Origin of the sequence: Herbiconiux flava (assembly GCF_013409865.1) — a bacterium.
Classification (GTDB): domain Bacteria; phylum Actinomycetota; class Actinomycetes; order Actinomycetales; family Microbacteriaceae; genus Herbiconiux; species Herbiconiux flava.
On sequence record NZ_JACCBM010000001.1, the window covers coordinates 1,350,969 to 1,376,739 of the forward strand.

A 25,771-nucleotide genomic window follows, 5' to 3' on the forward strand; every position below is an offset into this window, starting at 1 on the left:
CCGGGTGGCCAGGGACCACGACGGACCCCGGTCACCCGATCATGCCATGACCGCCGCACTCGTGCGAGGGCGCTCGCGCGTGTCGGCAGGCCCGTCAGGCGCGATCGTGAAGCGTGATCTGGTAGCCGTCCGGGTCGGCGAAGGTGAAGGTGCGACCGAACGGGCCGTCGATCGGCTCCGCCACGATCGTCACGCCGGCCTCGACGAGGGTGTCGTGCACGGCCTGGGTGTCGGGGGTGTGCAGCCAGATGGCGACGCCGATGCCGGGCTGCGGGATCGCGTCGAGGTCGACCCCCGGGAGCGCGCTCCGCACCGCGAAGGCCGCCGGGACCGTCGCGAAGACGACGGCGTGCGGAGGGCCCGCCTGGCGGGTGAAGCCGAGGTGCGTCTCGTAGAACGCCGCGGACGCGTCGAGGTCGCGCACCTGGAGGGAGATGAAGCCGGGGCCGGAGGAGGTCATGGGAACTCGCTTTCGTCGATGTCAGTTTGTTGACATAGAAGAGTATGTCAGAATACTGACATGAAAAGCGAATCCCCCGGTATCGAGTTGCCTACATCGGTCGGGTACCTGCTGAAGGAGGCGGCGACGGCGCTGAGGGTCTCGATGGAGGCGGTCCTGCGTCCACTCGGGATGAGCGTCACGCACTACTCGTGCCTCGAGCTGCTCGCCCAGCGGCCGGGGCTGTCGAACTCGGAGCTGGCGCGCGGCGCCTTCGTGACGCGGCAGTCGATGAACGTGCTGCTGCAGTCCCTGGAGCGGGACGGTCAGGTGACCCGTCCGGAGCAGCCGTCGTCGGGCCGCGTGCTGCCGACCGAGCTCACGCCGGAGGGTCGGGCCGCGCTCGCGCGGGCCAGCGCGGCGGTCCGAGGCGTCGAGGACCGCATGAAGTCGGGGTTGAGCGAAGCGGAGCAGGCGGCTTTCGCCGACTTCCTGCGCCGCAGCGTCGCCGCGCTGGCCGCCGGCTGAGCCGCACCGCACTGAGCCGCACCGCTCCGCACCGGAGCGCTCCGCACAGAAGCGCTCCGCTCCGGGGCGCTCCGCACAGAAGCGCTCCGCTCCGCTGGCCGCTGAGCGCTCCGGGTCAGGCGCCGGGGAGGGCGCCCGCCACGACGCGGCCGCGCGAGACCACCGCGACGATGCGGGAGGTGTCGAGCTCGGCGAGGTCCTGCCAGGGCCGCCCCTCCATCACGAGGAAGTCGGCCGCCGCACCGGGAGCGAGGGTGCCGAGCCGGCCCTCTTCGCCGATCGCCTGGGCGGCGCGGGAGGTCGCCGACTCCAGTGCCCGCGCCGGCGACCAGCCGAAGGTCGCGGCCATCAGGCGCACCTCCTCCATCTGGTCGCCGAAGTCCACGTGGTGGCCGTTCGCGTCGGTGCCCAGCACGAAGTCGACGCCGAGGTCGGCGGCCTCGCGCATCCGGGAGTCGCGCAGGGCGACGAGGTCGGCCGCCTTCTCGGCCTGCTCGGCCGAGACCCCGGCCCGGCCGGCCGCGATGCGGTCGTTGATGAGCAGGGTGGGGGCGACCGTGATGCCGAGGCCCACGATCCGGCCGGCCTGCGAGGCGCTCAGCAGCGTGCCGTGCTCGATCGAGTCGACCTCGTGCCAGATGGCCGCGTCGATGCCGGCCTCGGTGTGGGCGTGGGCGGCGACGCGCAGGCCCAGGGCGTGCGCCTCGTCGACGATCGCGTCGATCTCGGGGGCGGTGTAATTGCGCCAGGCGCTCTTGTCGCCCACCGAGAGCACGCCGCCGCTGGTGGCGATCTTGATACCGTCGGCGCCGGCGCGCGCCCAGTGCCGCACCAGCTTGCGGCACTCGTCCGGGCCGTCGGCGACGGGCTTCCGCAGCGGGAACGCCGGCGGGATGAAGAGATCGCCGTGCCCGGCGGTCATGCTGACCATGCCGTGCGCCTGCAGCCGGGGACCCTCCACGACACCCTGCTCGAGTGCCCGCCGCAGCGAGAACTGGATGTCGTCGGCCGAGAGGTCGCGCAGCGTCGTGACTCCGCCGCGCAGGGCGGCGCGCGCGTTGGCGAGGCCGTGCAGGGTCTGCTCCTCGGGGCGGGTGGTGAGCGGCCAGGTGAGGAAGTCGGCGGTGCCGTGGCCGGCGTGGCCGACGAGGTGCACGTGGGTGTCGATCAGCCCCGGGATGATGCTCAGCCCGGCGGGCAGAGCGGATGCGGGCAGAGCGGATGCGGTCGTGCCGCCGTCCGCCGGCCGCAGCCCCGAGATGGTTCCGTCGACACCGTCGACCGTCCAGTCGAGGGTGACGGTGCCCCGGGCGGTGGTGCCGTCCCAGAGCTCGGCGGTGAGGGAGTGGTTCATGGGGTCCTGACGGGTGGTGAGCGCGGAACGTGGTGCGGGCGGGAGGGTGGGTCAGCTGCGGGAGGTGCGGCGCGGGAAGAGGTGGCCGAGGGCCGCCGGTGGGCGCATCGTGGTGCCCGCCACCACGAGCACCGCGAGGGTCACCAGGTAGGGCGCCGCCGTGGCGAGCTCGGGCGGCAGCGGCACGAACAGGAACACCAGCACGAGCACCGCGCCGAGCGCGAGCGGGGCGATGCCCGAGCGGCGGGCGCCGCGCCAGAACCGCAGGGCTCCGACGACGAGGAAGATCACCGCGAGGATGAACAGCAGCGCCCGGAACGTCTCGGGCCGCCCGAGCCCGACGGCGTCGGAGAAGCCGAAGAGCGACGATCCGAGGAAGACGCCCGAGGGCATCCAGTTGCCGAAGATCAGCGTCGCGAGACCGATGAAGCCCCGCCCCGCGGTCTGGTTCTCGACGTAGGCCTGCGAGATGAGCGCGAGGTAGCCGCCCGCGAAGCCGGCCAGGCCGCTGCCGACGAGCACGGCGATGTACCGGGTGCGGTGCACCTTGCCGCCGAGCGCCTGCAGCGCAGCCGGCTCCTCACCCGCGGCCCGCCAGCGCAGGCCGAACCTGGTGCGCCAGAGCACGTAGGCCGTGGCGGGGATGAGCAGCAGCCCGATCACGGCCGCGAGCGAGACGTTGTGCGTGAGCCCCCCGACGATGCCGCCGAGCTGCGAGACGACCGGGATGCCCGACTGCTCCATCGTGGCGGTGAGGTCGGGCGTGCCGAGCCCGCCCGAGAGGAACGGCACGCTGAGCACCGGCAGCGAGCCGTCGATGCGCGGCGAGCGGGCGATGGTGCCGCCGTCGACCCCGTTGAACACGATGTCGCTGGCGAAGCGCGCGGAGGCCCCGGCGATCACGTTGATGGCCACACCGACGACGAGCTGGTTCAGCCCCATCTCGATGCAGAGCACCGCCATCAGCAGCCCGAACACGAGGCCGCCGACGACCCCGCCGCCGAGGGCGGCCCAGGGGCCCCAGAGCCAGCCGAACACCCCGGCCATCCAGGTGCCGCCGATCATCATCCCCTCGAGGCCGACGTTGATGACTCCCGCGCGCTCGGAGTAGAGGCCGCCGATGGCGACCACCGCGATCGGCACGGTGAGCCGCAGCGCCGAACCCCAGGTGGCCGAGGCCGCGATGCCGGGCGCGTCGGCGACGTACTGGGCCACGATGACGAGGCCGAGGCCGAGCAGGCCCCAGCGGAGTCCGGCGCGCAGCCGCTGCCGACTCGGGGCGAGCGATCGCGGGGCGGCCGCCGGGGCGGTGGGGGCGGTGGGCTCGACGGTGTCGGTCATCGCGAGGCCTCCATTCCGGTCGGCAGGGGAGCGGCGGGCGGCGGGGTCTCGCGGCGGCGGCGGCGGAGCGTGTTCCAGAGCGTGACGCGCTGGTCGGCGCGCTCGGTGAGCCAGTAGCCGACGGCCGAGCTGAGCAGGATGACGGCCATGAACACCGAGCCGACCTCGGTCGGCAGCTGCACGAGCCCCAGCACCTGCGAGCTGCGCTCGACGAAGGCGAGCACGAAGGCGCCGGCCGCGATGCCGATCGGATGCGAGCGGCCGAGCAGCGCGGCGGCCAGCCCCGTGAACATGAGGTCGGTGGGCAGGGTGCCGTCGAAGCGGAATGCGGTGCTCAGCACGTGCGGCATGCCGACGAGCCCGGCGATCGCGCCCGAGCCGAGCATTGCCCAGATGATCCGCCGGTTCACCTTGATGCCGGCCGACTCGGCCGCCTCGGGCGAGCGCGAGGCCACCTGCAGGGTGAAGCCGAAGACGGTGCGGTACTGGATCAGGTAGAACAGGATGCCCACCACGATCGCCACGACGAGGAAGCCGGTGATCGAGGTGCGGTTGCCGATGCCGAGGTCGATCAGCACGGGCATCGCACCGTCCTCGCCGATGATCGCGGTGCCGGTGTTCTGGCCGCCGCCGGAGCGGAAGACGTCGGCCAGCAGGATGGCGACGACCGTGGTGGCGATCGCGTTCATCAGGATCGAGGTGATCACCTCGCTGACACCCCGGTAGACCTTCAGCAGGGCGGGCACGAGAGCCCAGAGGGCACCGGTGGCGCAGCAGACGATCAGGGTGATGGGCAGCCGGAGGTAGAGCGGCAGCGGCAGATTCGCGGCGACGACCGCGCCGGCCAGGGCGGCGACCCGGTACTGGCCGTCGACGCCGATGTTGAACAGGCCCATCCGCAGCGCGAAGGCCGCGGCGACGCCGGCGAGGTAGAGCGGAACGGCGTTGTTCAGCGCCGACACGAGCGAGGCGGGCTCGATGCCGTAGTTCCACATCACCTCGTAGGCGCTCGTGGCCGAGTAGCCGCCGATGGTGAGGAAGAGGGTGGTGACGAGCAGGGCGAGCAGCACCGAGACGACGGGGCCGGCCAGGGTGACCGCGATGCGCCGGATCATGCGGCACCTCCTTCGGCTGTGTTCGTCGTGTGGCCTCGTACCCCGGTCATGTACTCCCCGAGCTCCTGCGCATCCACCCGCCGCGGATCGAGCGCCCCTACGATGCGCCCGCGGTAGAACACGAGCAGCCGGTCGCTGAGCGCGAGCAGCTCGTCGAGGTCGGCCGAGATGAGCAGTGTTCCGAGACCGCGGTCGCGGGCGGCGGTGAGTTCGCTCCAGACCGCCGACTGGGCGCCGATGTCGACACCGCGGGTCGGATGCGCGGCGATCAGCACGCGCGGATCGCTGCCGAGCTCGCGCCCCACGATGAACTTCTGCTGGTTGCCGCCCGAGAGCGCCGACGCGAGCGTGGACGGGTCGCCGCCCCGCACGTCGAAGCGGCTGATGATGGCCCGGGCCTGGGCTGCGGCACCGGCCCGGCTGAACCACGGCCCCCGCTTCACCGGCGGCCGGCCGTGGTAGCCGAGGGCGGCGTTCTCGCGCAGCGCCATCGACAGCACGACGCCGTCGCGATGCCGGTCTTCGGGGATGTAGGCGAGCCCGCGGGCCCGCCGGGTCTCGGTGGGGAGGGCGTCGATGTCCTCTCCTCCCATGCTGATGCGCCCGGTGTGCGCGACGCGGCCGAGCAGGGCCATCAGGAGCTCCGACTGCCCGTTGCCCTCGACGCCCGCGATGCCCACGATCTCGCCGGAGTGCACCTCGAGCGAGACGTCGTCGAGCGCCGGCACCTCGCCGGCCTCCCCGACGGTGACCCCGTGCGCGGAGAGCACCACGTCGGTGCCCGGCGGAACCGCCCGCGGGGCGACCGCCGGCATCGCGACCTTGACCATCAGGGCGGCGAGGTCGGAGGCGGACGATTCCAGGGGGGTCGTGTGCCCCACCACGGCGCCGGCGCGGATGACGGTGATCTCGTCGGCGAAGTCGAGCACCTCGTCGAGCTTGTGCGAGATGAAGATGACGGCGGCTCCCGCCTCGGTGAAGCGGCGCATGGCGGCGAACAGCGACGCGGCTTCACTCGGCACGAGCACGGCGGTGGGCTCGTCGAGGATGATGATCCGCGCGTCGCGGTAGAGCACCTTGAGGATCTCGACCCGCTGGCGGCCGCCGACCCCGACGTCGCGCACCACGGCGTCGACGTCGACCTCGAACCCGTTGCGCGTCGCGAGCGCGGCCACCCGTGACCGGGCGGCGGCGCTGTCGAGCCGGAAGGCCGATCCGGGTTCGTCGGCCAGCACCACGTTCTCCCACACGCGCAGCGCCGAGGCGAGCAGGAAGTGCTGGTGCACCATGCCGATGCCGGCCTGCTGCGCATCCCGCGGCGAGGAGAAGGAGCGCGGGGAGCCCGCGATCTCGATCGTGCCCTCGTCGGGCCGCTCCTCGCCGGCGAGGATCTTCATCAGAGTGGACTTGCCGGCCCCGTTCTCGCCGACGATCGCGTGCACCGTGCCCGCCCGCACCGTGAGGTCGATGCGGTCGTTCGCCACGAAGGCGCCGAAGCGCTTGACGATGCCCGTCAACCGCACCAGCACGTCGTTCTCGGCTGTCTCGCTCATCAGGTGCTCCTGTCGGGGAGGGAAACGGGGGACGGAGGCGGCGGGGGAGTGGAAGCGCCCGACCGCCGGCGGTGTGGGGCCGCCGGCGACCGGGCGCCGTCTGGGTGAGCGGATCAGACCGCGCTCGGCACCTCGATGGTGCCGTCGATGATGTCCTGCTTGGCCTTCTCGAGCTGATCCGTGTACGCATCGAGGAAGTCGCCGCTCGTGGAGTAGCCGACGCCGTCGTTCGAGAGGTCGAAGTCCTGCTCGCCCGCCTCGAGGCTGCCGTCGAGGAACGACTTGATCGAGTCCTCGACCGCGACGTTCACGTTCTTGATCGCCGAGGTGAGGATGAACGGCTTGATCGACTCGTCCACCTGGTTGTAGACGTCGCCGTCGACCCCGATGGCCCAGTTCTTCTGCGCATCCGTCGACGAGGCAGCGGCCTGTTCGTAGACGCCCTGGCCCGAGCCGCCCGCGGCGGCGTAGATCACGTCGGCGCCACCGGCGTACATCGAGGCGGCGGCCTCCTTGCCCTTGGTGGGGTCGGAGAAGCCGGTGAAGTCGCCGAGGGGCGAGAGGTACGTCGTGTCGACCGTGATCGACGGGTTCACCGACTTGGCGCCGGCCTCGTAGCCCACGAAGAAGTTCTGGATGCTCGGCTGGTCGACCCCGCCGATGAAGCCGATGTGACCGGTCTTCGAGGTGAGGGCTGCGGCCACGCCGACGAGGTAGGAGGACTGCTCGGCCGCGAACGAGATGGTCGTGACGTCGGGGATGGAGGTGCCCTTGTCGATGTCGACCGCCACGAACTGCGTGTCGGGGTGCTCGGTGGTCTGCTCCATCGGGGTGGCGTACTGGAAGCCGATGCCGATCGCGAGGCCGGCACCCTGCGAGATCGCGAGGTCGAGGCGGTCCTGGTAGTCGTCGGTGTTGGGGCTCGAGAAGTCGAGGGGGGTGAACGAGAACTCCGACTGCGCGTCGGTGAAGCCCTTGTAGGCGCTGTCCATGAAGGAGAAGTCGCCGGTGGTGCCGTAGAGCATCGCGACCTTCGGCAGATCGGCGTCGGCGCTCGGCTGCACCGTGGCGGTCTTGCCCGAGCAGGCCGAGAGCAGCAGGGCGGCGGTGAGTGCGGTGGCGCCGAGGGCGGCGGCCTTGCGCGAGAACGTCATGGGGCTCCTTGGAAATCGTTTGCAGAAACGTCGGGCGGGGGGAACGGAAACCGGTGCGAGAATCAGTGTTCGCCCGCGCCGTTGCCGCCGCATTTCTCGAATGTTTCTAGCATGTTTAACGTCGGCAAGGTTCTGCAATCGTTTGCCTAAATTTGCCCGAGGCGGGGCCCCGGAGAGCCTATGCTGTCGGCATGCAGACCCCCGAGCCGACCCTCGCCGACGTGGCCGCCCGCGCCGGCGTCAGCGTGGCCACGGCATCGCGGGCACTCACCGGGGCCCGGCCCGTCAGCGACACCCTGCACCGAAAGGTGCGCGACGCCAGCCGTGAGCTCGGTTATCGGCGGAACGCCGTGGCGAGCGCCCTTCGCCTGCAGCGCACCGAGACGGTCGGCCTGGTGCTGCCCCGCTACACCACCGGCTTCCTGTCCGCGCTGATCGAGTCGGTCAGCGACGGCCTCGAGCGCAACGACCTCTCGCTGGTGCTGCGCTACTCCGAACCCGACGCGCTGCACGACGTCGGCAACGTCGAGTCGCTGATGGCGCGCCGCGTCGACGGCATCATCATCTGCCCCTCCTCCCTCGAGGCGAGCCAGGAGTCGATCGAGGCCGCCGGTCCCGTGCCGATCGTGCAGGTCGGCCGCTTCGTCATCACCGATCGCTCCGACTCGGTCGGCCTCGACGAGGACCGCGCGACCGCGATGCTCGTGGCGCACCTCGTCGAGCGGGCGGCCCGGCGCATGCTCGTCGTCGGGCTCGATCCGGATGCTCCCGCCGACGCCCGCCGCATCCGGGCCCTGCGCGGCGCCGCCGAGGGCGCGGCGGTCGTCGACGTCGCCCCCTTCACCCCGGCGGTGCTCGACGGCGGCATCCGTGCCGCCGAACGCGTGGTGGCGGCCGGACCGGCTGCCCTCCCCGACGCCATCGTCTGTGCCAACGACGACGTGGCCGCGGGCGTGCTGGCCGTGCTGCGGATGCGCGGCCTCGCCGTTCCCGCGCGGGTGCAGGTGGCCAGCCTGCTCGATCTGTCGCCCGGCCGGGAAGACCTGACGGTGACGACCCTCCGGCATCCGTGGCCCGAGATGGGGCGGGAGGCCGTTCGCCTGCTGCTCGACTCGCAGCAGCGGGGGCGCGGACCTGGGGCCGAACCCGCCGCCGAGCGGATAGCCCGCCGGGTCAGTCTCGCCCCTCAGCTCGTGCCCGGCCAGTCGACCCGCGAGCACCCCGTGCCCGATGCCGCCTCGCCCGGGGCCGTGTCGTCCGCCACCGTCCCGACCGCCACCGTCCCCCACCCGAAGGAGATCCCGTGACCCGAATCCTGCTGCTCGGCGAATCGTGGTTCGTGCACTCGATCCATCAGAAGGGTTTCGACTCCTTCACCACCTCGGAGTTCACCCTCGGCGGCGCGGAGTTCAGCGCCGCGCTGCGCGAGGCCGGCCACGAGGTGACGCACCTGCCCTGCCACGAGATCGTGGACGGCCTGCCCGCGACGCCCGAGGGGCTTCGTGCGATCGCCGACGTCGTCGTCATCTCCGACGTCGGGGCGAACACCCTGCAGCTGCCGCCGGCCACCTTCGGCCGCTCCGAGACCTCCGTCGATCTGATCGAGGTGCTGCGGCGCTACGCCGAGCTCGGCGGCGGGTTGCTCATGGCGGGCGGGTACATGTCGTTCTCGGGAATCGACGCCAAGGCCCGGTGGGGGCGCACCGTGCTCGCCGAAGTGCTGCCGGTCGGCGTGCTCGACCGCGACGACCGGGTCGAGCTGCCGGCGGGGGCGGCGCCGTCCACGGTGGCCGCCCATCCGGTGACGGCGGGCCTCGAGGGGGAGTGGCCGGCGCTGCTCGGGCTGAACGAGGTCACGGTGCGCGAGGGAGCGGTGGAGCTCGCACGCTGCGCCGGGCATCCGCTGCTCGTGGTCGGCGGCTACGGCGAGGGGCGCACCGCCGCGTTCACCTCGGACATCGCGCCGCACTGGGCGCCGCCCGGCTTCGTGCAGTGGCCGGGCTACGCCGCGCTGTTCGACCGGCTCGTGCGCTGGCTCGCGGGCGAGGAGCTGCCGGTGGCGTCCGATTCGGCAACGGGCGCGACGAGCGAGGTCTCGGCGTGAGCGGCGACGAGCGGATGCGCTCCGACTCGGTCACGCTGGCCGACGGTTCCGACACCGTCGACACGGTCATCACGCCGGTCACCGTGCTGGCGGGCACCACGCGGCCCGCGCCGGGCTACCCCGACCTGCCGCGCGACGACGTGGCCGCCCGCGGGACGGCCACATTCCTCGAGGGGCATGCGATCGGCATCCGCGACGGGATGATCGCCTGGATCCGGCCGGCGGCCGAGGTCGAGGCCGCCACCCTCGCGCAGGCGGCGGTGATCGACGGCAGCGGGCAGGTCGCCATCCCGGGCCTGATGAACTCGCACACCCACTCGCCGATGACGATGTTCCGCGGCTCGGCCGAGGACGTGCCCATCAAGGACTGGTTCAACAAGCACATCTGGCCGATGGAGGTGAACCTGACCGAGCGCGACGTCACGCTGGGCGCCCGCCTGGCCGTCGGCGAGATGCTGCTCGGTGGGGTGACGAACTTCGCCGACCACTACTTCTTCACGGATCGCATCGCCGAGGTCGTCGCGGAGAGCGGCGCCCGCGGGCACCTCGCGTCGACGTTCTTCTCGTCGCAGGGCCCGGAGGGGCTCGAGCGCTCGGCGGCCTTCGCCGAACGGTGGAACGGTGCAGCCGACGGACGCATCACGACCACGCTCGGCCCGCACGCGACCTACACCGTGACCGACGCCGACCTGGAGGCGACGGCCGAGCAGGCGCGACGACTCGGGGTGCGCACCCACATCCATGCCGCCGAGAGCATGAACCAGACGGAGTCGAGTCTCGAGCGGCACGGCCGCACGCCGGTGCAGGTGCTGCACGACACCGGCATCCTCGAGACGGGGGCGATCATCGCCCACGGCGCGGGCATCGTCGAGAGCGACCTCGAGTGGCTGGTCCCGCACGCCGACCGCGTCGCCGTCGCGTCCTGCACCAAGGTCTACATGAAGCACGCGCACACCACGACTCCGGTGCGGATGCTGCACGACGCGGGTCTCACCGTGGGCCTCGGCACCGACGGGCCGGCCTCGCACAACACACTCGACGTGCTGGAGAGCATGCGGATGATGTCGCTGAAGCAGAAGGACGACCACCTCGACGCCACCTGGATGACCTCGGCCCACGCCCTCGACCTCGCCACCCGGCAGAGTGCGGCGGCGTTCGGACTTCAGGACTCGCTCGGGGTGCTCGCGCCGGGCTACAAGGCCGACGTGGTGCTGATCGACCTGCAGAAGCCGCACCTCCAGCCGATGCACGACCTCGCGGCCGCCCTGGTGCTGAGCGTGAAGTCGAGCGACGTCACCACGGTGCTCGTCGACGGCCGGCTCGTGGTCGAGCACGGCCGTCTCGTGACGATGGACCTCACCGACACCATCGCCGAACTCAACCGCCGCCTGCCCGAGCTCTCCGACCGCACCCGCGGCACGATCCAGGACTACGCCCCGTGAGCGCCCCCCGCCCGCGCGCACACGCCGGAGGCCGTCCGATGACCCGCGTCGACGCCTACTCCACACCCTGGACCGACGTGGCGAGCCACCTCGCCGCCGGCGACGGGCTCGTGCTGCTGCCGTTCGGCGCGCTCGAGCAGCACGGCCCGCACCTCCCGCTCGGCACCGACACGGCCACCGCCGTCGCCGTCGCGGAGCGCCTCGCCGACCGGCTCGACGCCCTGCTCTTGCCGCCGATCCACTACGGGGACACCTGGAACAACGCCGGCTACCCCGGCACCGTTTCCCTCTCGCCCGAGACGGTCACGTCGATCGCCGTCGACATCGGCCGCTCGCTCGCGGCCTCGGGCGCCCGGGCGCTGATCGTCGTGAACGGCGACTGGGGCAACCGGCAGCCGCTCTACACTGCCGTGCGCCGCCTGAACGCCGAGCGCATCCTGCCCGCTCTCGCACTGGACTACCCGGGCATGGACGAGGCCGTCGCCGAGGTGCGCACGAGTCGCGGCGCCGCCCCGGGCCTCAACCACGCCGAGGAGGTCGAGACGTCGATCATGCTGGCCCTCGAGCCGGAGCACGTGCATCCGGAGCGCTTCGCCGCCGAGTACCCCGAGTTCCCGAGCGACTTCGGCACGCGGCCGATGCAGCTGCACCCGTTCTCGCCCTCGGGCGTCTTCGGCGACCCGTCGCACGCGACCGCTGCCAAGGGCGAGCACATCCTGGCAGCCACCGTCGAGGGCTCGCTCGCGGTGCTCGCCGACTTCATCGCCGGGCTGCCCCCGCGCTGAGGGGTGGAGCACCGGCACTCACCAGTCCGCGGGCCCCGCGCTCCCCGCCTCGTACTCCTCGAGCGGCGTCTCGCCCGCGGCCCAGGCGGTGAGCACCGGCGTCACGATGCGCCAGCACTGCTCGGCGATGTCGCCCCGCACCGACAGAAGCCGGTCGTGGGCCAGGATGCCCGCCAGCACCTGCCCGTAGGCATCGAGCTCGGCCTCCCCGGGCCGCGCCTCGAGCTGCACGCGCTCGAGCCGGTCGGTGTCGTCGGCGCTGTTCACGAACAGGTCGAGGTCGACGTCGCCGTTCAGGAGGGACATCCGCAGCACGGTGCCTTCGCCCGCGTCGGCCCCGCCGAGCCCCTCCGGCGGGGTCGACGGCCGGAAGTGCACCGCGACCTCGGCCCGCGGCGAGCCGATCGCCTTGCCCGAGCGCAGCACGAACGGCACGCCGGCCCAGCGCGGGGTGTCGACCTGCAGCAGCAGCTGGGCGAGGGTCTCGATGTCGTTGGCGGGATCCACGTCGTCCTCGTCGACGTACGACGGGAAGAACCGGCCGTCGACGCGCCCCTCGGTGTAGCGGGCGCGGCGGGCGGTGTGCGGGTCGTCGCGCCAGAGCCGCACAGCGCCGAGCACCTCGGCCATCCGGTCGTGCACGTCGTCGGCCGTGATGCGGTCGGGCCGTTCGAGCGTGGTCAGCGCGAGCACCATCAGCAGGTGGCTCTGCAGCATGTCGCGCAGGGCGCCGGTGGAGTCGTAGAACGCGGCCCGGCCCTCGAGACCGAGCTCCTCGTCGAAGACGATCTCGACCTTCTCGATCTCGTCGGCGCTCCAACCCGACTCGAGCAGGCGATTGCCGAAGCGGAGGCCCAGCATGCCGAGCACGGTGGCGTTGCCGAGGAAGTGGTCGATGCGCCAGAGCCGGTCCTCGGGGATGACGGCGGCCAGCGCCTCGTTCAGCGAGCGGGCGTCGTCCAGGTCCTCGCCGAAGGGCTTCTCGATCGCCACGACGAGGTCGTCGGGCAGCTCGAGCTGCGCGAGCGACTCGGCGACGGCGTGCCCCATCGCGGGCGGCAGGGCCACGTAGAGCACGGGCGAGGACGGGCAGGCCGCCAGCAGCGCCTTCAGCTGCTCGGGGTCGGAGGCGTCGGTCGCCACGAAGCGCGCCGCCTTCGACAGGGCGTCGACGGTGGCGGGCGCGATCTGGGCCGCTTCGAGGCTGCGGCGCACGAGGCCCTGCCACTCCTCGTCGCTCTGCGGCGTGCGGGCGGCACCGATCAGCGTGAGCTCGAGCCCGCCGGCGAGCTCGGCGACCTTCCCCAGCCCGGGCAGCAGCAGCCGTTCGGTGAGATCACCACCGGCGCCGAGGATGGCGATGCTCCGCGGCTCGCGGCCGAGCGACTCGGCGTCGGGGATTCCGGGCTGATCCGACATGGCTGACTCCTCGCTGATGCGGCCCGTGCAGCCGCCCCGAGCGCGACCCTACCCGGCCTTTCTGGCCATGGCCCGCCCCGCCCGCCCGCGGCCGGCCCGCTTCCGCGCCGCACTCGCCATGCGTCACACTGGCACCACGGCCGGCAGGAGGCCGACCACCAAGGAGGACCCATGTCGTTCCAGGCCTACCTCGACACCGTCGAGAAGAAGACCGGCCTCACGCCCCGCGAGCTCGTCGCCCTGGCGACCGACCGCGGCTTCGGCCCCGACACGAAGGCCGGCCCCATCCTCGCCTGGCTCGCCGACGACTACGGCCTCGGCCGCGGTCACGGCATGGCGATGGTGCACGTCATCACCAAGGGCGATCGCATCGCGTCGAAGCACGTCGACTCCGGCACCACCCACAGCGATCCGAACGACCACCTCTGGCTCGACGGCGTCGCGACGAAGCCTGACGGCTACTGACCCGGGCCCGGGTTGAATCGTTACACCGCCAGAACATCCGCGCTTGACACCGACCCCCCGCGTTCTTATGGTGGTCACTTGAAGCGCTTCAATTACGAAGGCTCGCACTTCAAGGAGGAATTGTGACCACAGCACGCACCGCTCGTCTCCGCCGCTCCCTCGTCCCCATGGTCGCGCTGGCCGGTGCCGGCGCCCTGGTTCTGACGGGATGCTCGGCGGGAGGCGGAGGCTCGGAGGGTTCCGGCGACGGAGCCTCCGAGTTCACCTACCTGTCCCTCACCGAGAACACCGCGGTGGCCGACATCCTGACCGGTCTCAGCACCGGCGCCTGCAAGGCCGAGAACGACGCCCTGCCCCTGAAGATCACGAACCAGCCGCAGGCGAGCTTCGACCAGCAGCTCCAGCTGCTCGCCGGCCAGGACGCCCTGCCCACGATCTTCGCCGCCGGCAACACCCCGCAGCTCGCCAAGGACCTCAACGACAACGGCCAGCTGCTCGACATCCAGAGCACCTTCGACGACCTGGGCGTCTCCGACGACCTCCTCCCCGCCGCGACCTCGACCATCGAGAGCCTCTACGGCTCGGTGATCGCGCTGCCGACCGAGTTCAACGTCGAGGGCCTCTGGTACAACAAGCAGATCCTCGAGCAGAACGGCATCACCCCGCCCACCACGTGGGACGAGCTGACCGACGCCGCCGCGACCCTGAAGGCCGCCGGCGTGCAGCCGTTCTCGGCCTCGGGCGAGCAGGGCTGGCCGCTGACCCGCCTCGTCGGCAACTACCTGTTCCGCACGATCGGGCCGGATGCGCTGCAGAAGGTCGCCGACGGCGACGCGAAGCTCACCGACCCCGAGTACGTCGAGGCCGCAGCCGCCGTGGCCGAGCTGGGCTCCGAGGGCTACTTCGGCGAGGGCGTCGGATCGATCGACTACGACACCTCGCTGAACACCTTCACCACCGGCAAGGCCGCGTTCCTCTACATGGGCAGCTGGGCGCTCAGCGCGTTCAACGCCGACACGAACGAGATCGGCGCCGAGAACATCGGCTTCGTGGCGTTCCCCGACGTCGCCGGCGGCGAGGGCTCGAACGCCCAGCTCGCCGCCAACGTGGGTGTGCCGATCGCGGTGTCGAAGAAGGCCTACAACGAGAAGGTCGGCGCGTGGCTGAGCTGCATCGCCGACAACTACGGCGCAGCCTCGCTGGGTGACCAGGGCGTGCTGAGCGGCTTCACGGTGAACGACGACGCCGTCGAGGTGCCGCCGCTGACCGCCGAGCTGCAGACCACGATCGACGAGTCCAGCGACAGCGTGCTCTGGTTCGAGGCCCTCTTCGACGCGCAGGCCACCACGACCAGCCAGACCAACGCGGCCCAGCTGGTCACCGGCGCCATCACGCCCGAGCAGTTCATGGAGCTGGTGCAGGCCGACCTCGGCAACTGACCCTCCGCACCATCCCGGGCTGCGGGGCGCCTCCGCCCCGCAGCCCTCCGCTCGTCACCCACCCGAAAGCCCCACCATGAACAACGTCTTCGGCAACAAACGCGCCGTGCTCGTCTTCGTCGGACCGGCGCTGCTGATCTACACCGTGATCATGCTCGTGCCGGTGCTCTGGTCGCTCGGCTACACGCTGTTCACCGGCAGCGTCATCACCGGCTTCGAGTTCTCCGGCCTCGACAACTTCGCCAAGCTCTTCAGTGACCCGAAGGTCGGCGAGGCGCTGCTGTTCACGCTGAAGTACGCCGTGATCCTCACGGTGGGGCAGGTTCTGGTGGGCTACGCCCTCTCCCTCCTCTACGTGTTCTGGCTGCGCAAGGCCTCGAGCCTCGTGCGCACCCTCGTCTTCTTCCCGATCGTGCTCCCCACCGTCGCGGTCTCGCTGCTGTTCCAGAAGATGTTCGAGGTGGCTCCGCAGAACGGCATCGTCAACGAGTTCATCAACCTCTTCGGGCTTCCCTCGGTCGACTGGTTCGGATCGCCCGACACCGCGTTCCTCGTGCTCGTCGTCATGGACATCTGGCGCTCGATGGGTTTCTACGCCGTGCTCCTGTACGCCGGTCTCCTCGACATCCCCGAGGAGGTGATGGAGTCGGCCCGCCTCGACGGCGCCGGCGGCTGGACGCTCATCCGCCGCATCGTCATCCCGATGTCGCTGCCGGTGCTGCTCTCCTCCATCATCTTCAGCATCAACGGCACACTCAAGGTGTTCGACTCGGTGCTCGCCCTGACGAACGGCGGGCCGGGCTCGTCGACCACCCCGCTCACCCTGCTGATGTTCCGCACGGCCTTCAGCTACGGCGACTACGGCTACGGAAGCACCATCGCCCTGCTGCTCACCGTGATCTGCCTGCTGGTCACGATCTTCATCTTCCGCTCGTCACGACGTGACCTGACCAAGGGCTGATCCCATGACCACCACCGCATCCGCCCCCGGCCGCCCGACGTCGGCGAAGCCCGGCCGCCCGCTGCGCATCCGTCGCCGGATGACCCCGCGCCGTGCCGGCAGCATCGCCCTGAAGACCCTCGTCATCGGCTTCCTGCTCGCCATCACCGTGCTGCCGCTGATCTGGCTGCTGCTCGGGTCGCTGAAGACCCAGAGCGAGTGGCTGAACAGCCCGTCGTGGGCGCTGCCCGAGAACTTCCTCAACTTCGAGAACTACCAGGTCGCCTGGGTCGACGGCGACATCGGCCGGTACATCCTGAACAGCGCGCTCGCGACCTTCCCGTCGCTCGCCCTGATCGTCGTGCTCGGCGTCGCCGCGGGCTTCGCGCTCGAGGTGCTGATCTGGAAGGGTCGCGGCGGCGTGCTGCTGCTCTTCCTCGCCGGCATCATGGTGCCCGGGCAGATGATCCTGCTGCCGCTGTTCTCGGCCTACTTCCAGACCCACCTCACGGGAACGATCTGGCCGCTCATCCTGACCTACACGGCCACCGGTCTGCCGCTGACCGTGTTCATGATGGCCACCTACTTCCGGGCCGTGCCGCGTGAGATCTTCGAGGCCGCCGCGATCGACGGGGCGAGCATCTACCGCTCCTTCCTCTCGATCGGCTTCCCGATGGTGCGGAACGCCGTCTTCACGGTCGCCCTCGTGCAGTTCTTCTTCATCTGGAACGACCTGCTGATCGCCCTGACCTTCACGAGCGTCGGCGACTTCCAGACCATCCAGGTGGGCCTGCTCAACTTCACCGGTCAGTTCGGCCAGGTGCAGTACGGCCCGACCTTCGCGGCGATCTGCATCAACGTGGTCGGCATCCTCGTGCTCTACCTGTTCCTGAACCAGCGGGTCATGCGCGGCCTCACCGCCGGCTCCGTGAAGGGCTGACGTGACCCGCCTCGACGATTCCCCTGCGGGGGCCCGGATGCTCGACCGCGCCCACCCGCGGGCCGCCCCCGTGGTCATCCGCGTCTCGGCCGAGCACCTCGACGTGCCGTTCGGTCTCGGCACGGCCGTTCCCCGCCTGAGCTGGCAGACCGAGGCGGCGCCCGCCTGGAGCCAGCACGGCTACGAGCTGAGCGTGCAGCGCGCAGGCGCGGGCGAGGAGCGGTTCGCCGTCGACTCCGCCGAGCAGCTGCTCGTGCCCTGGCCTGCCCCGCCCCTGCACTCGCGCGAGATCGCCACCGTGGCGGTGCGCGTGACCGGCGCCGACGGTGCGGCCTCCGACTGGTCGGCGCCGCTGACCCTCGAGGCCGGCCTCCTCGATCCGCTCGACTGGACCGCGACCGGCATCCAGCCGCCCTGGCCCGAGGACCACTCCGACGACGACCGCCGGCCGCCGCTGTTCCGGCGGGAGTTCGAGCTCGCCGACGCGCCCCGCCGGGCCCGTCTGCACGTCACGGCCCACGGCCTGACGGAGCTCGAGATCAACGGGCGGCGGGTCGGCGACGACATCCTCGCCCCGGGCTGGACCGTCTACCAGGACAGGCTCCGCACCCTCAGCTACGACGTCACCGACCATCTCACCGCCGGCGGGAACGCGATCGGCGCCTGGATGGCCGACGGCTGGTGGCGCGGACGCTACGGCTTCGACGGCGGCACGCTGAACATCTACGGCACCGACATCGCCCTGCTCGCGCAGCTCGAGATCGAGCGGGCCGACGGCACGGTCGAGGTGATCGGCACGGGGACCGACTGGGTCGCGCATCCGTCGCCCATCGTCAAGTCGAGCCTCTACACGGGCGAGACGTTCGACGCGACGCTCGTGCCCGAGGGGTGGACCCGACCGGGCTTCGACGACTCGGCGTGGCAGCCCGCCAAGGTGGCCGAGTTCGCCCCCGGCACCTTCGTGGCCGCCGAGGGGCCGCCGGTGCGCTGCACCGAGGAGCTCGTGCCGGTCGCCGTGCGGCGCACCGAGCGCGGCTCGGTCGTGCTCGACTTCGGCCAGAACTTCTCGGGGCGCCTGCGCGTGCGCGCCGCCACCGGGGTCGGGGAACGGCTCGTGCTGCGGCACGCGGAGGTGCTGCAGGACGGCGAGCTCTACACGCGCACCCTGCGCGACGCGACCTCGGTCGACGAGTACCGCGGGTCGACGGGCGCGATCGACTGGGAGCCGCGGTTCACCATCCACGGCTTCCGCTACGCCGAGATCGAGGGCTACGACGGCCCGCTCGAGGGGCTCGACGTCGTGGGCCGGGTGTACCACTCCGACATGCGGCGCACCGGCTGGCTGAGCACCTCGCACGAGGGGCTGAACCGGCTGCACGAGAACATCCGCTGGAGCATGCGCAGCAACTTCGTCGACATCCCGATGGACTGCCCGCAGCGCGACGAGCGGCTCGGCTGGACGGGTGACATCCAGGTGTTCGCCCCCACCGCGAGCTACCTCTACGACTGCTCGGGACTGCTCAGCAGCTGGCTGCGCGACCTCTCGGCCGAGCAGGAGCGGTTCGGCACGGTGCCCTGGTACGTGCCGGTCATCCCCGGCGCGCCGATGTGGACGCCGATCCAGCCCGCCGCCGTCTGGGGCGATGCCGCCGTGCTCACGCCCTGGGCGCTCTGGCGGGCTTTCGCCGATCGCGAGCTGCTCGCGCGGCAGTACCCGAGCGCCTCGGCCTGGGTCGACCAGGTCACCCGGCTCGCCGGCCCGTCGCGACTCTGGAACACGGGCATGCAGCTCGGCGACTGGCTCGACCCGAACGCACCGCCCGACGACCCGGCGCTCGCCGTGACCGATCCGTACCTCGTGGCCACGGCGTACTTCGCCTGGTCGGCCGAGACGCTCTCGCAGACGGCCGCCGCCCTCGGGCTGACGGCGGACGCCGAGCGCTACCACCGGCTGCACCTCGAGATCGCCGACGCCTTCACCGCCGAGTGGGGCGGTGCCGACCGTCCGCTGGATCAGCAGACGCAGACCGCGCTGGCGCTCGCCGTGCGCTTCGGGCTGCTGCGCGACCAGGCCCGCCGCCAGGAGGCGGGTGACGCGCTGGCCCGGCTGGTGCGGGACGGGGGGCACCGGGTCGGGGCCGGCTTCGCAGGCGTGAACCTGCTGAGCGACGCCCTCACCGAGACGGGTCACGCGGACACCGCCTTCGCGCTGCTGCTCGAGCACCGGAGCCCCTCGTGGCTGTCGATGGTCGACAAGGGCGCCACCACGATCTGGGAGCGCTGGGACAGCCTGCTCGACGACCTCACGGTGAATCCCGGCAGCATGACGTCGTTCAACCACTACGCGCTGGGCTCGGTCGCCGACTGGATGCATCGGGTGATCGGCGGCATCGAGGCGACCTCGGCCGGGTACCGCACGGTGCGGATCGCACCGCGTCCGGGGCCGCTCGAGCGTGCATCCGCTCGTCTCGAATCGGGCTACGGACCGATCACGACCGAGTGGTCGATGCAGGGGGAGGAGTTCTCCCTGCTCGTGCACCTGCCCACCGGCGTGACCGGCGCCGTCGAGCTGCCCGACGGCACGGTGACCCAGGTCGGCCCGGGTGACCATGCCTTCCGGGCGAGCGTCGAGGCGGTGTCGGGCGTAGCGTGACGAAGGCGCCGATCCGGCGTCCGCCGAGGTCCGTCGAGGACAGCTGGGATCACGCGCCATGTCGAAGAAGAAACCCCGCCCGCAGGTCGAGCGCGTCCGCAAGGACCTCTACGAGGCGGAGCTGGAGCGGCTGCAGATCGAGCTGGTGACCATGCAGCGCTGGGTGATCGAGACCGGCGCCCGCGTGGTCGTGATCTTCGAGGGCCGCGACGCCGCGGGCAAGGGCGGCGCGATCAAGCGCATCGTGCAGTACCTCAACCCCCGCTCGGCCCGGGTGGTGGCGCTGCCGACGCCCAGCGAGCAGGAGAAGGGGCAGTGGTACTTCCAGCGCTACATCGAGCACCTGCCCACCACGGGCGAGATCGTGCTGATGGACCGCTCCTGGTACAACCGCGCGGGCGTCGAGCGGGTGATGGGCTACTGCACGCCCGAGCAGTACCGCCTCTTCCTGCGCCAGACCCCGGTGTTCGAGCGGATGCTCGTGGAGGACGGCATCATCCTGATCAAGTACTGGTTCTCGGTCTCCGACGACGTGCAGGAGGACCGGTTCCGCTCGCGGCTGGACGACCCGATGCGGCGCTGGAAGCTCTCGGACACCGACCTGCAGTCGATCACCCGCTGGGAGGACTACTCAAGGGCGAAGGACGAGATGTTCGAGGCCACCGACCACGCCGACGCGCCCTGGTGGACCATCGAGAGCGACGACAAGCGGGCCGCGCGGCTGAACGCCATCAACCACCTGCTGTCCCGCGTGCCCTACGAGCACCGCGAGCCCGAGCCGATCGACATCCCCGGGCGTCCGGCGTCGGACTCCTACGAGCGGCCCGCGCGCGACCGGTTCCAGTACGTGCCCGACCACGCGCACACGCTGGGCTGAGGCGGGGCTTCGCGCTAGCGCCGCACCGAGCTCGTGCGGGCGATGGCGCAGGGCTTCGCGCTAGCGACGCACCGAGCTCGCGCGGGCGATGAGGGCCGGCGCCAGCACGACGTGCTCGTGCTCGTGGCCCTCGTCGGCGACCTCGCTCCAGAGCAGGCGGGCGCCGATCTCGCCCATCTCGCGCCCGGGCTGGGCGATGGTGGAGATCGGGATGGCGCTCTCGCGCACGGCGCTGTTGTTGTCGTAGCCGATCACGGCGAGGTCGTCGGGGATGCGCAGCGCCGCCGAGAGCGTCTGCACGAGCCCGAGGGCCAGCAGGTCGGAGGCGGCGAAGACGCCGTCGGGCCGCTCCTCCGGCGCGCGGTCCAGGATGATCGAGCCGGCCGCCCGGCCCTCGGGGGCGTTGACCGCGCCCACGATGATCTCCTCGAGCGTGACGGCGCCGTTCGTCTCGGCCACCGCGCGCTCGGCGCCGAGCCGGCGCTCGAGGAGTGGCTCGAGCCGGTCGGGCCCGCCCACGAAGGCGAGGCGCCGGCGGCCCTCGTCGATCAGGTGGCGGGCGGCGAGGTAGCCGCCCTGGAAGTTGTCGACCACGATCGAGCAGCCCTCGTCGACCGGCACGGCGACGTTCAGCAGCAGCACCGGGCGGCCGTGGCCGCGCAGACGATGGGCGCTCTCGGGCGCCGCCTCGAACGGGGCGAGCAGGATGCCCGCGAAGCGCGCCTGGTCGAAGAGGTCGAGGTAGGTCTCCTGCTTGGCGTAGTCGTTGTCGCTGTTGGCGAGCAGGAGGGTCATGCCGTTCGCGGCCGCGCCCTCCTCGGCGCCCCGGGCGATGTCGACGAAGAACGAGTTGCCGATGTCGGTGACGACGAGGCCGAGGGTGGTGCTGCGGCCCATCGCGAGCGAGCGGGCCTGGTTGTTGCGCACGAAGCCGAGCTCGTCGATCGCCGAATGCACCCGCTTCAGCGTGGCCTCGGCCACCTTGTCGGGGTGGTTGAGCACGTTCGACACCGTGCCGAGGGCGACGCCGGCGCGCGCCGCCACGTCGCTCATGCTCGGCATGCTCCTGCTGGTCGACATCGTTCTCCGCGGCTCGGGGTGCAGCCAGAGCTCCGCTCCGGGCTCCAGCCAGCTTAGGGAATTTCCGCACGACTCCTGTTGACACACGCCAGTGCCGCACCTACTTTAACTTGAAGCGCTTCAATCAGCGCCGCACAACACCTCTAGTCACATTGGAGTGGCATGAATTCAACGAAGAGATCGAGGCGTGGACTGCTGGCCGGGGGGCTCGCGCTGGCGTTGGCCGCGGGTGGGTCGGCCCTGGCGGGCGGGCCGGCATCCGCAGCCGACGCGACGGCCGGAGCGACTGTCGGCACGGCATCGGCGTCAGGAGTGACGGGGGCACGCGCATCCGTCGACCTGGCCGAGTGCCCCTGGATGGACACCGCCCTCGGCGCCGACGAGCGCGCCCGGCTGCTGCTGGACGCGAGCTCGCTCGGCCAGAAGTACCGCTGGCTGAACGAGCAGGCGGCGAACACGCCCCAGCAGACCGAGTTCAGCGGCGTCTCGTACCCCGAGCAGGTGGGCTGCACCCCGACGATCGTCTACACCGACGGCCCCGACGGCGTGCGCTTCACCGAGGGCGTCACGGCCTTCCCGGCCCAGATCGCGCTCGCCTCGAGCTGGAACGCCGACCTCGCCTTCGACAAGGGCGCCGCCCAGGCCGCCGAGGCGTGGGACAAGGGCAAGGCCGGCGTGCTCGGCCCCGGCATCGCCGGCGGCCGCACCCCGCTCTCGGGCCGCACCGCCGAGTACCTCGGCGAGGACCCGCTGCTCAGCGGCACCCTCGGCGCCGCGAACACCCGTGGGCTCGAGGAGGGCGACCCCGAGAAGCCGACGCTCGCCGTGCTGAAGCACTACGTGGGCAACGAGCAGGAGACCGACCGTCAGACCAGCTCGTCGAACCTCGACGAGCGCACGCTGAAGGAAGCCTACGACCTGCCGTTCGAGATCCTCGTCGACGGCGGAGAGCCGGCCGGCGTGATGTGCTCGTACAACCAGATCAACGGCGTGTACGGCTGCGAGAACCCGCTGCTGAACACCGATCTGCGGGCGCAACTCGGCTTCGACGGCTACGTCGTCTCCGACTTCGGGGCCGTGCACAGCACAGCGGATGCGCTGAACGCCGGTCTCGACCAGGAACTGAACCGTCCCATCCACTACACACCGGCGCTGCTCGACGCGGCGCTCGCCGACGGCTCGCTCACCGAGGCCACCGTCGACACCGCCGCGTACAGCGTGGTGAAGTCGTACATCGGGGCCGGACTGTTCGACAGGCCGGCGCCCGAGACCCCGGTGGACGACGCCTCGACGCCCGAGCACAAGGCGCTCGCGCGGAGCATCGCCGAGGAGGGCTCGGTGCTGCTGAAGAACGACGGCCTGCTGCCGCTCGACGCCTCCGACGGCTCCACCATCGCGCTGATCGGCCCGACGGTGTCGAACACCCCGACCAATGGCATCAGCGCCTCGTCGGTGTGCAGCATGTCGTGGCGCTTCGGCAGCCCCAACACGCTGGCGTGCGAGGACGTGGTGGCACCCGACACGGCGTTCGCCTCCCGCGCTGCTGAGGCGGGAGCATCCGTCGTCGTGTCGAACGGAGCCGACCCCGCGGCAGCTGCGGCCACCGCAGCCTCGGCCGACGTGGCGATCGTGTTCGGCTACTACCGCTCGGGCGAGTTCAGCGACATCCCGGGCCTCGGCCTCGCCGACGGCGGCGACGAGCTCATCGCGGCGGTCGCGGCCGCCAACCCGAACACGGTCGTCGTGCTCGAGACCGGCAGCGCCACCGACATGCCCTGGCTCGACCAGGTCGACGGCGTGCTGCAGGCCTGGTACCCCGGTGAGCAGCAGGGCCCCGCGCTCGCGTCGCTGCTCTGGGGCGACACGAACCCCTCGGGCAAGCTGCCGATGACCTTCCCGAAGTCGCTCGCCGACACCCCGACCCCCACCCCCTCGCAGTACCCGGGAATCGTGGATGCCGAGGGCATAACGCAGGTCGACTACAGCGAGGGACTGGCGATCGGGCACAAGTGGTACGACGAGCAGGGCATCGACCCGCTGTTCGAGTTCGGGCACGGGCTGTCGTACACCTCGTTCGGCTACTCCGAGCTCGAGCTGTCGACCGCGGTCTCGGGCGGCACCGTCTCGACCACCGCGTCGTTCACCGTGACGAACACCGGGTCGGTGGCCGGCACCGAGGTGCCGCAGGTGTACCTCACGCTGCCGTCTTCGGCGGAAGCGCCCGGCAAGCGGCTGGTCGGCTACGATCGGGTCGCTCTCGAGCCCGGCGCCTCCCAGCGGGTCACGACGACGATCTCGTCGGAGTCGGCCGACCACCCGTTCTCGATCTGGGACGTCTCGGCGGACGCGTGGGAGGTCGTCGACGGCGGCTACACCGTCTCGGTCGGGTCGTCGTCGCGTGAGCTGCCCCTCACCGACTCGGTCGTGGTCGACACCGCGGGCACCGCGCCGGTCGTCTCGGTGGCGACCTCGCCCACGGCGCCCGACGGCGCGGCGGGCTGGTTCGTCTCGCCCGTGACCGTCACGGCCACCGCGGTCGACGACGTCGACCCGGCTCCGGTCGTCTCGACGAACCTCGACGGCGCCGGCTGGGTCGACGGCGGCACGGTCACGGTCTCGACCGACGGGGCGCACACCCTCGAGGTGCGGGCGACGGATGCGGCGGGCAGCGTCTCGTCCATCACGAGCGTCACGCTGCCGCTCGACCGCACCGCCCCCACCGTCTCGGCGTCGGCCGACCGCTCGGCGGGTGCGATCGTGCTGGCGGCCACGGACGCCGCCTCCGGCGTCGCCTCGGTCGAGTGGGCCGTCGCTGCCGACTCGCCCACGTGGCAGGCGTACACCGGGCCGGTGCCGGTCGCGTCGGCGGGGGAGCGGATCGTCTTCCGCGCCACCGACGTCGCGGGGCTCGTGAGCGCGGTGGGCACGTTCGACTATGCGGCGGCCGGGCCGTCGCCGTCGCCCTCGCCGTCCTCGTCGCCCTCTGCCTCGCCGGCGCCGGGTGCCGGGTCGTCGCCGGCGGGCGGTCTCGCCTCCACGGGCCTCGCGGCCGGTGGCATCGCCGCCTTGGCGCTGCTCCTCGTGGCAGGCGGCGCCGTGACGGTGCTCGTGCGCCGGCGCGGCGCGCGGAACGCCGGCTGACGGAGCCGGTGGCGCGTCCCCGACGGCCCTTCCTCTCGCGGGGAAGGGCCGTCGGTCCGTCTCCGCCCGCTCAGCCGAGCAGGCGCCGCAGGGTCGCCGCGACCGGGAGGGGCGGACGGCCGAGCAGCTCGCCGAGAGCCGGGTCGACCACGTCGAACTCGCCGCGGCGTGCGGCCCGGTAGAGCCCGAGCGTGAACTCGGCGGCCGGTGCCGGCATGCCGTGCTCGATCACCGATGCCAGCCACTCCTCATCGTCCACGACGGTGCGGGTGATGGTGCGGCCGGTGAGGGCGCTGAGCTCGGCGGCCACCTGCTCCAGGTCGAGCGCCTCGGCGGCCGTGAGCGGAGCGGTGACCCCGTCGCCCGGGTGCTCGGCCGCCAGCAGGATCGCGGCGGCCTCGGCGAGGTCGTCGTGCGCCGTCCAGGAGACCGGGCCGTCGGCCGGCGCCGCGACCGTGCCCGTCGTCAGCGCGCCGTCGAGCTGGAACGCGAGGGTGTTCGCGTAGAAGCCGTTCCGCAGCGCCGTGGTGGGCACCGTGAGCCGGGCGAGATGCTGCTCGGTCGCCGCGTGCACGGCCTGGGGGGCGAAGAGCGAGTCGGCGGCCGACGCCTGATGGCTCGTGTAGAGGATGCGCCCGGCGCCGGCCGTGACCGCCGCGTCGACGGCGGCCAGGTTCGCCCCCACCGCGGCGTCGCCCCGGATCGAGGCCGAGATGACGAGCACCCGGTCGGCGCCCTCGAACGCGTGCCCGAGGGTCTCGGGCTCGGTGAAGTCACCCGCCCGCACCCGCACTCCGCGGTCGGCGAGCGTCTGCGCACGGGCGGGGTCGCGCACGCTGACGCCGACGGTCTCCGGCGGTACCCGCTCGAGGAGCCGGTCGACGATCCGCGAGCCCAGTTCCCCGGTCGCTCCGGTGATGATGATCATTGCTACTCCTATCGTGTTTCCAGTGATAACGGACGGTAGCAGGGTGTTTCCATCGATCGCAAGTCACTGTTATC

At 71.7% G+C, this 25,771-nt stretch carries 21 protein-coding genes; 12 read left to right on the plus strand and 9 right to left on the minus strand.

Annotated elements, in window-relative coordinates; genetic code table 11:
• Positions 1-94: 94 nt before the first annotated feature.
• Complete coding sequence (locus tag BJ984_RS06470; RefSeq protein WP_179547329.1) at positions 95-460, minus strand: VOC family protein; 366 nt, start codon at positions 458-460, stop codon at positions 95-97.
• A 60-nt stretch (positions 461-520) separates the two neighbouring features.
• On the opposite strand from BJ984_RS06470, the gene BJ984_RS06475 reads away from it, so the two are divergent.
• Positions 521-967 carry a MarR family winged helix-turn-helix transcriptional regulator gene (locus BJ984_RS06475; protein WP_179547330.1) on the plus strand — a complete coding sequence of 149 codons (447 nt, stop codon included), beginning with the start codon at positions 521-523 and terminating at the stop codon, positions 965-967.
• Positions 968-1,082: 115 nt separating this feature from the next.
• Here the strand turns inward: BJ984_RS06475 and BJ984_RS06480 are convergent, their stop codons facing one another.
• From BJ984_RS06480 to BJ984_RS06500, 5 genes are all read right to left on the minus strand, one after another.
• Complete coding sequence (locus BJ984_RS06480; RefSeq protein WP_179547331.1) at positions 1,083-2,321, minus strand: metal-dependent hydrolase family protein; 1,239 nt, start codon at positions 2,319-2,321, stop codon at positions 1,083-1,085.
• Between the two features lie 51 nt (positions 2,322-2,372).
• On the minus strand, positions 2,373-3,662 hold the full coding sequence (locus BJ984_RS06485; protein WP_179547332.1) for an ABC transporter permease: 1,290 nt from the start codon (positions 3,660-3,662) through the stop codon (positions 2,373-2,375).
• Positions 3,659-4,777, minus strand: a complete 1,119-nt coding sequence (locus BJ984_RS06490) for an ABC transporter permease (RefSeq protein ID WP_179547333.1) — start codon at positions 4,775-4,777, stop codon at positions 3,659-3,661. Before BJ984_RS06490 ends, BJ984_RS06485 begins: the two co-directional genes overlap by 4 nt.
• Positions 4,774-6,330: an ABC transporter ATP-binding protein gene (locus BJ984_RS06495; RefSeq protein WP_179547334.1), complete on the minus strand. Its 1,557-nt coding sequence runs from the start codon at positions 6,328-6,330 to the stop codon at positions 4,774-4,776. Before BJ984_RS06495 ends, BJ984_RS06490 begins: the two co-directional genes overlap by 4 nt.
• Positions 6,331-6,443: 113 nt before the next feature.
• Positions 6,444-7,484: a BMP family lipoprotein gene (locus BJ984_RS06500; RefSeq protein WP_173183220.1), complete on the minus strand. Its 1,041-nt coding sequence runs from the start codon at positions 7,482-7,484 to the stop codon at positions 6,444-6,446.
• A 191-nt stretch (positions 7,485-7,675) separates the two neighbouring features.
• Here BJ984_RS06500 and BJ984_RS06505 point away from each other — a divergent pair, with 191 nt between their 5' ends.
• From BJ984_RS06505 to BJ984_RS06520, 4 genes are read left to right on the plus strand one after another with little or no spacing between them, the layout of a single operon-like run.
• Entirely contained in the window at positions 7,676-8,791 is a 1,116-nt protein-coding gene (locus BJ984_RS06505; RefSeq protein WP_179547335.1) for a LacI family DNA-binding transcriptional regulator, read from the plus strand.
• Positions 8,788-9,588, plus strand: a complete 801-nt coding sequence (locus BJ984_RS06510) for a glutamine amidotransferase (protein WP_179547336.1) — start codon at positions 8,788-8,790, stop codon at positions 9,586-9,588. Before BJ984_RS06505 ends, BJ984_RS06510 begins: the two co-directional genes overlap by 4 nt.
• Positions 9,585-11,030, plus strand: coding sequence for an amidohydrolase (locus tag BJ984_RS06515; protein ID WP_218869987.1), 1,446 nt, complete (start codon positions 9,585-9,587; stop codon positions 11,028-11,030). The genes BJ984_RS06510 and BJ984_RS06515 overlap by 4 nt, the downstream gene beginning before the upstream one ends.
• Positions 11,031-11,068: 38 nt before the next feature.
• Positions 11,069-11,815 carry a creatininase family protein gene (locus BJ984_RS06520; protein ID WP_179547337.1) on the plus strand — a complete coding sequence of 249 codons (747 nt, stop codon included), beginning with the start codon at positions 11,069-11,071 and terminating at the stop codon, positions 11,813-11,815.
• Between the two features lie 18 nt (positions 11,816-11,833).
• Here BJ984_RS06520 and BJ984_RS06525 read toward each other — a convergent pair whose 3' ends face one another.
• Positions 11,834-13,234 carry a glucose-6-phosphate dehydrogenase gene (locus BJ984_RS06525; protein ID WP_179547338.1) on the minus strand — a complete coding sequence of 467 codons (1,401 nt, stop codon included), beginning with the start codon at positions 13,232-13,234 and terminating at the stop codon, positions 11,834-11,836.
• A 171-nt stretch (positions 13,235-13,405) separates the two neighbouring features.
• Here BJ984_RS06525 and BJ984_RS06530 point away from each other — a divergent pair, with 171 nt between their 5' ends.
• The 6 genes from BJ984_RS06530 (at position 13,406) to ppk2 (ending at position 20,548) form a co-directional block, all read left to right on the plus strand.
• Positions 13,406-13,699: a DUF4287 domain-containing protein gene (locus BJ984_RS06530; RefSeq protein WP_179547339.1), complete on the plus strand. Its 294-nt coding sequence runs from the start codon at positions 13,406-13,408 to the stop codon at positions 13,697-13,699.
• Positions 13,700-13,821: 122 nt separating this feature from the next.
• Positions 13,822-15,138 (plus strand): ABC transporter substrate-binding protein, encoded by a 1,317-nt coding sequence (locus BJ984_RS06535; protein WP_271206431.1) that lies wholly within the window; start codon positions 13,822-13,824, stop codon positions 15,136-15,138.
• A gap of 76 nt (positions 15,139-15,214) precedes the next feature.
• Positions 15,215-16,099: a carbohydrate ABC transporter permease gene (locus BJ984_RS06540; protein ID WP_179547340.1), complete on the plus strand. Its 885-nt coding sequence runs from the start codon at positions 15,215-15,217 to the stop codon at positions 16,097-16,099.
• A gap of 4 nt (positions 16,100-16,103) precedes the next feature.
• Entirely contained in the window at positions 16,104-17,018 is a 915-nt protein-coding gene (locus BJ984_RS06545) for a carbohydrate ABC transporter permease (protein WP_179547341.1), read from the plus strand.
• 1 nt (position 17,019) lies between these two features.
• On the plus strand, positions 17,020-19,671 hold the full coding sequence (locus tag BJ984_RS06550) for an alpha-L-rhamnosidase (protein ID WP_218869989.1): 2,652 nt from the start codon (positions 17,020-17,022) through the stop codon (positions 19,669-19,671).
• 58 nt (positions 19,672-19,729) lie between these two features.
• On the plus strand, positions 19,730-20,548 hold the full coding sequence (gene ppk2, locus BJ984_RS06555; RefSeq protein WP_179547342.1) for a polyphosphate kinase 2: 819 nt from the start codon (positions 19,730-19,732) through the stop codon (positions 20,546-20,548).
• 60 nt (positions 20,549-20,608) lie between these two features.
• Here the strand turns inward: ppk2 and BJ984_RS06560 are convergent, their stop codons facing one another.
• A complete protein-coding gene (locus tag BJ984_RS06560; protein ID WP_179547343.1) occupies positions 20,609-21,601 on the minus strand; it encodes a LacI family DNA-binding transcriptional regulator in 993 nt (330 codons plus the stop codon).
• Between the two features lie 339 nt (positions 21,602-21,940).
• Here BJ984_RS06560 and BJ984_RS06565 point away from each other — a divergent pair, with 339 nt between their 5' ends.
• A complete protein-coding gene (locus tag BJ984_RS06565) occupies positions 21,941-24,769 on the plus strand; it encodes a beta-glucosidase (protein WP_218869991.1) in 2,829 nt (942 codons plus the stop codon).
• Between the two features lie 70 nt (positions 24,770-24,839).
• On the opposite strand, the gene BJ984_RS06570 is transcribed toward BJ984_RS06565, so the two are convergent.
• A complete protein-coding gene (locus BJ984_RS06570; RefSeq protein ID WP_179547344.1) occupies positions 24,840-25,697 on the minus strand; it encodes an NmrA family NAD(P)-binding protein in 858 nt (285 codons plus the stop codon).
• Positions 25,698-25,771 lie beyond the last annotated feature (74 nt).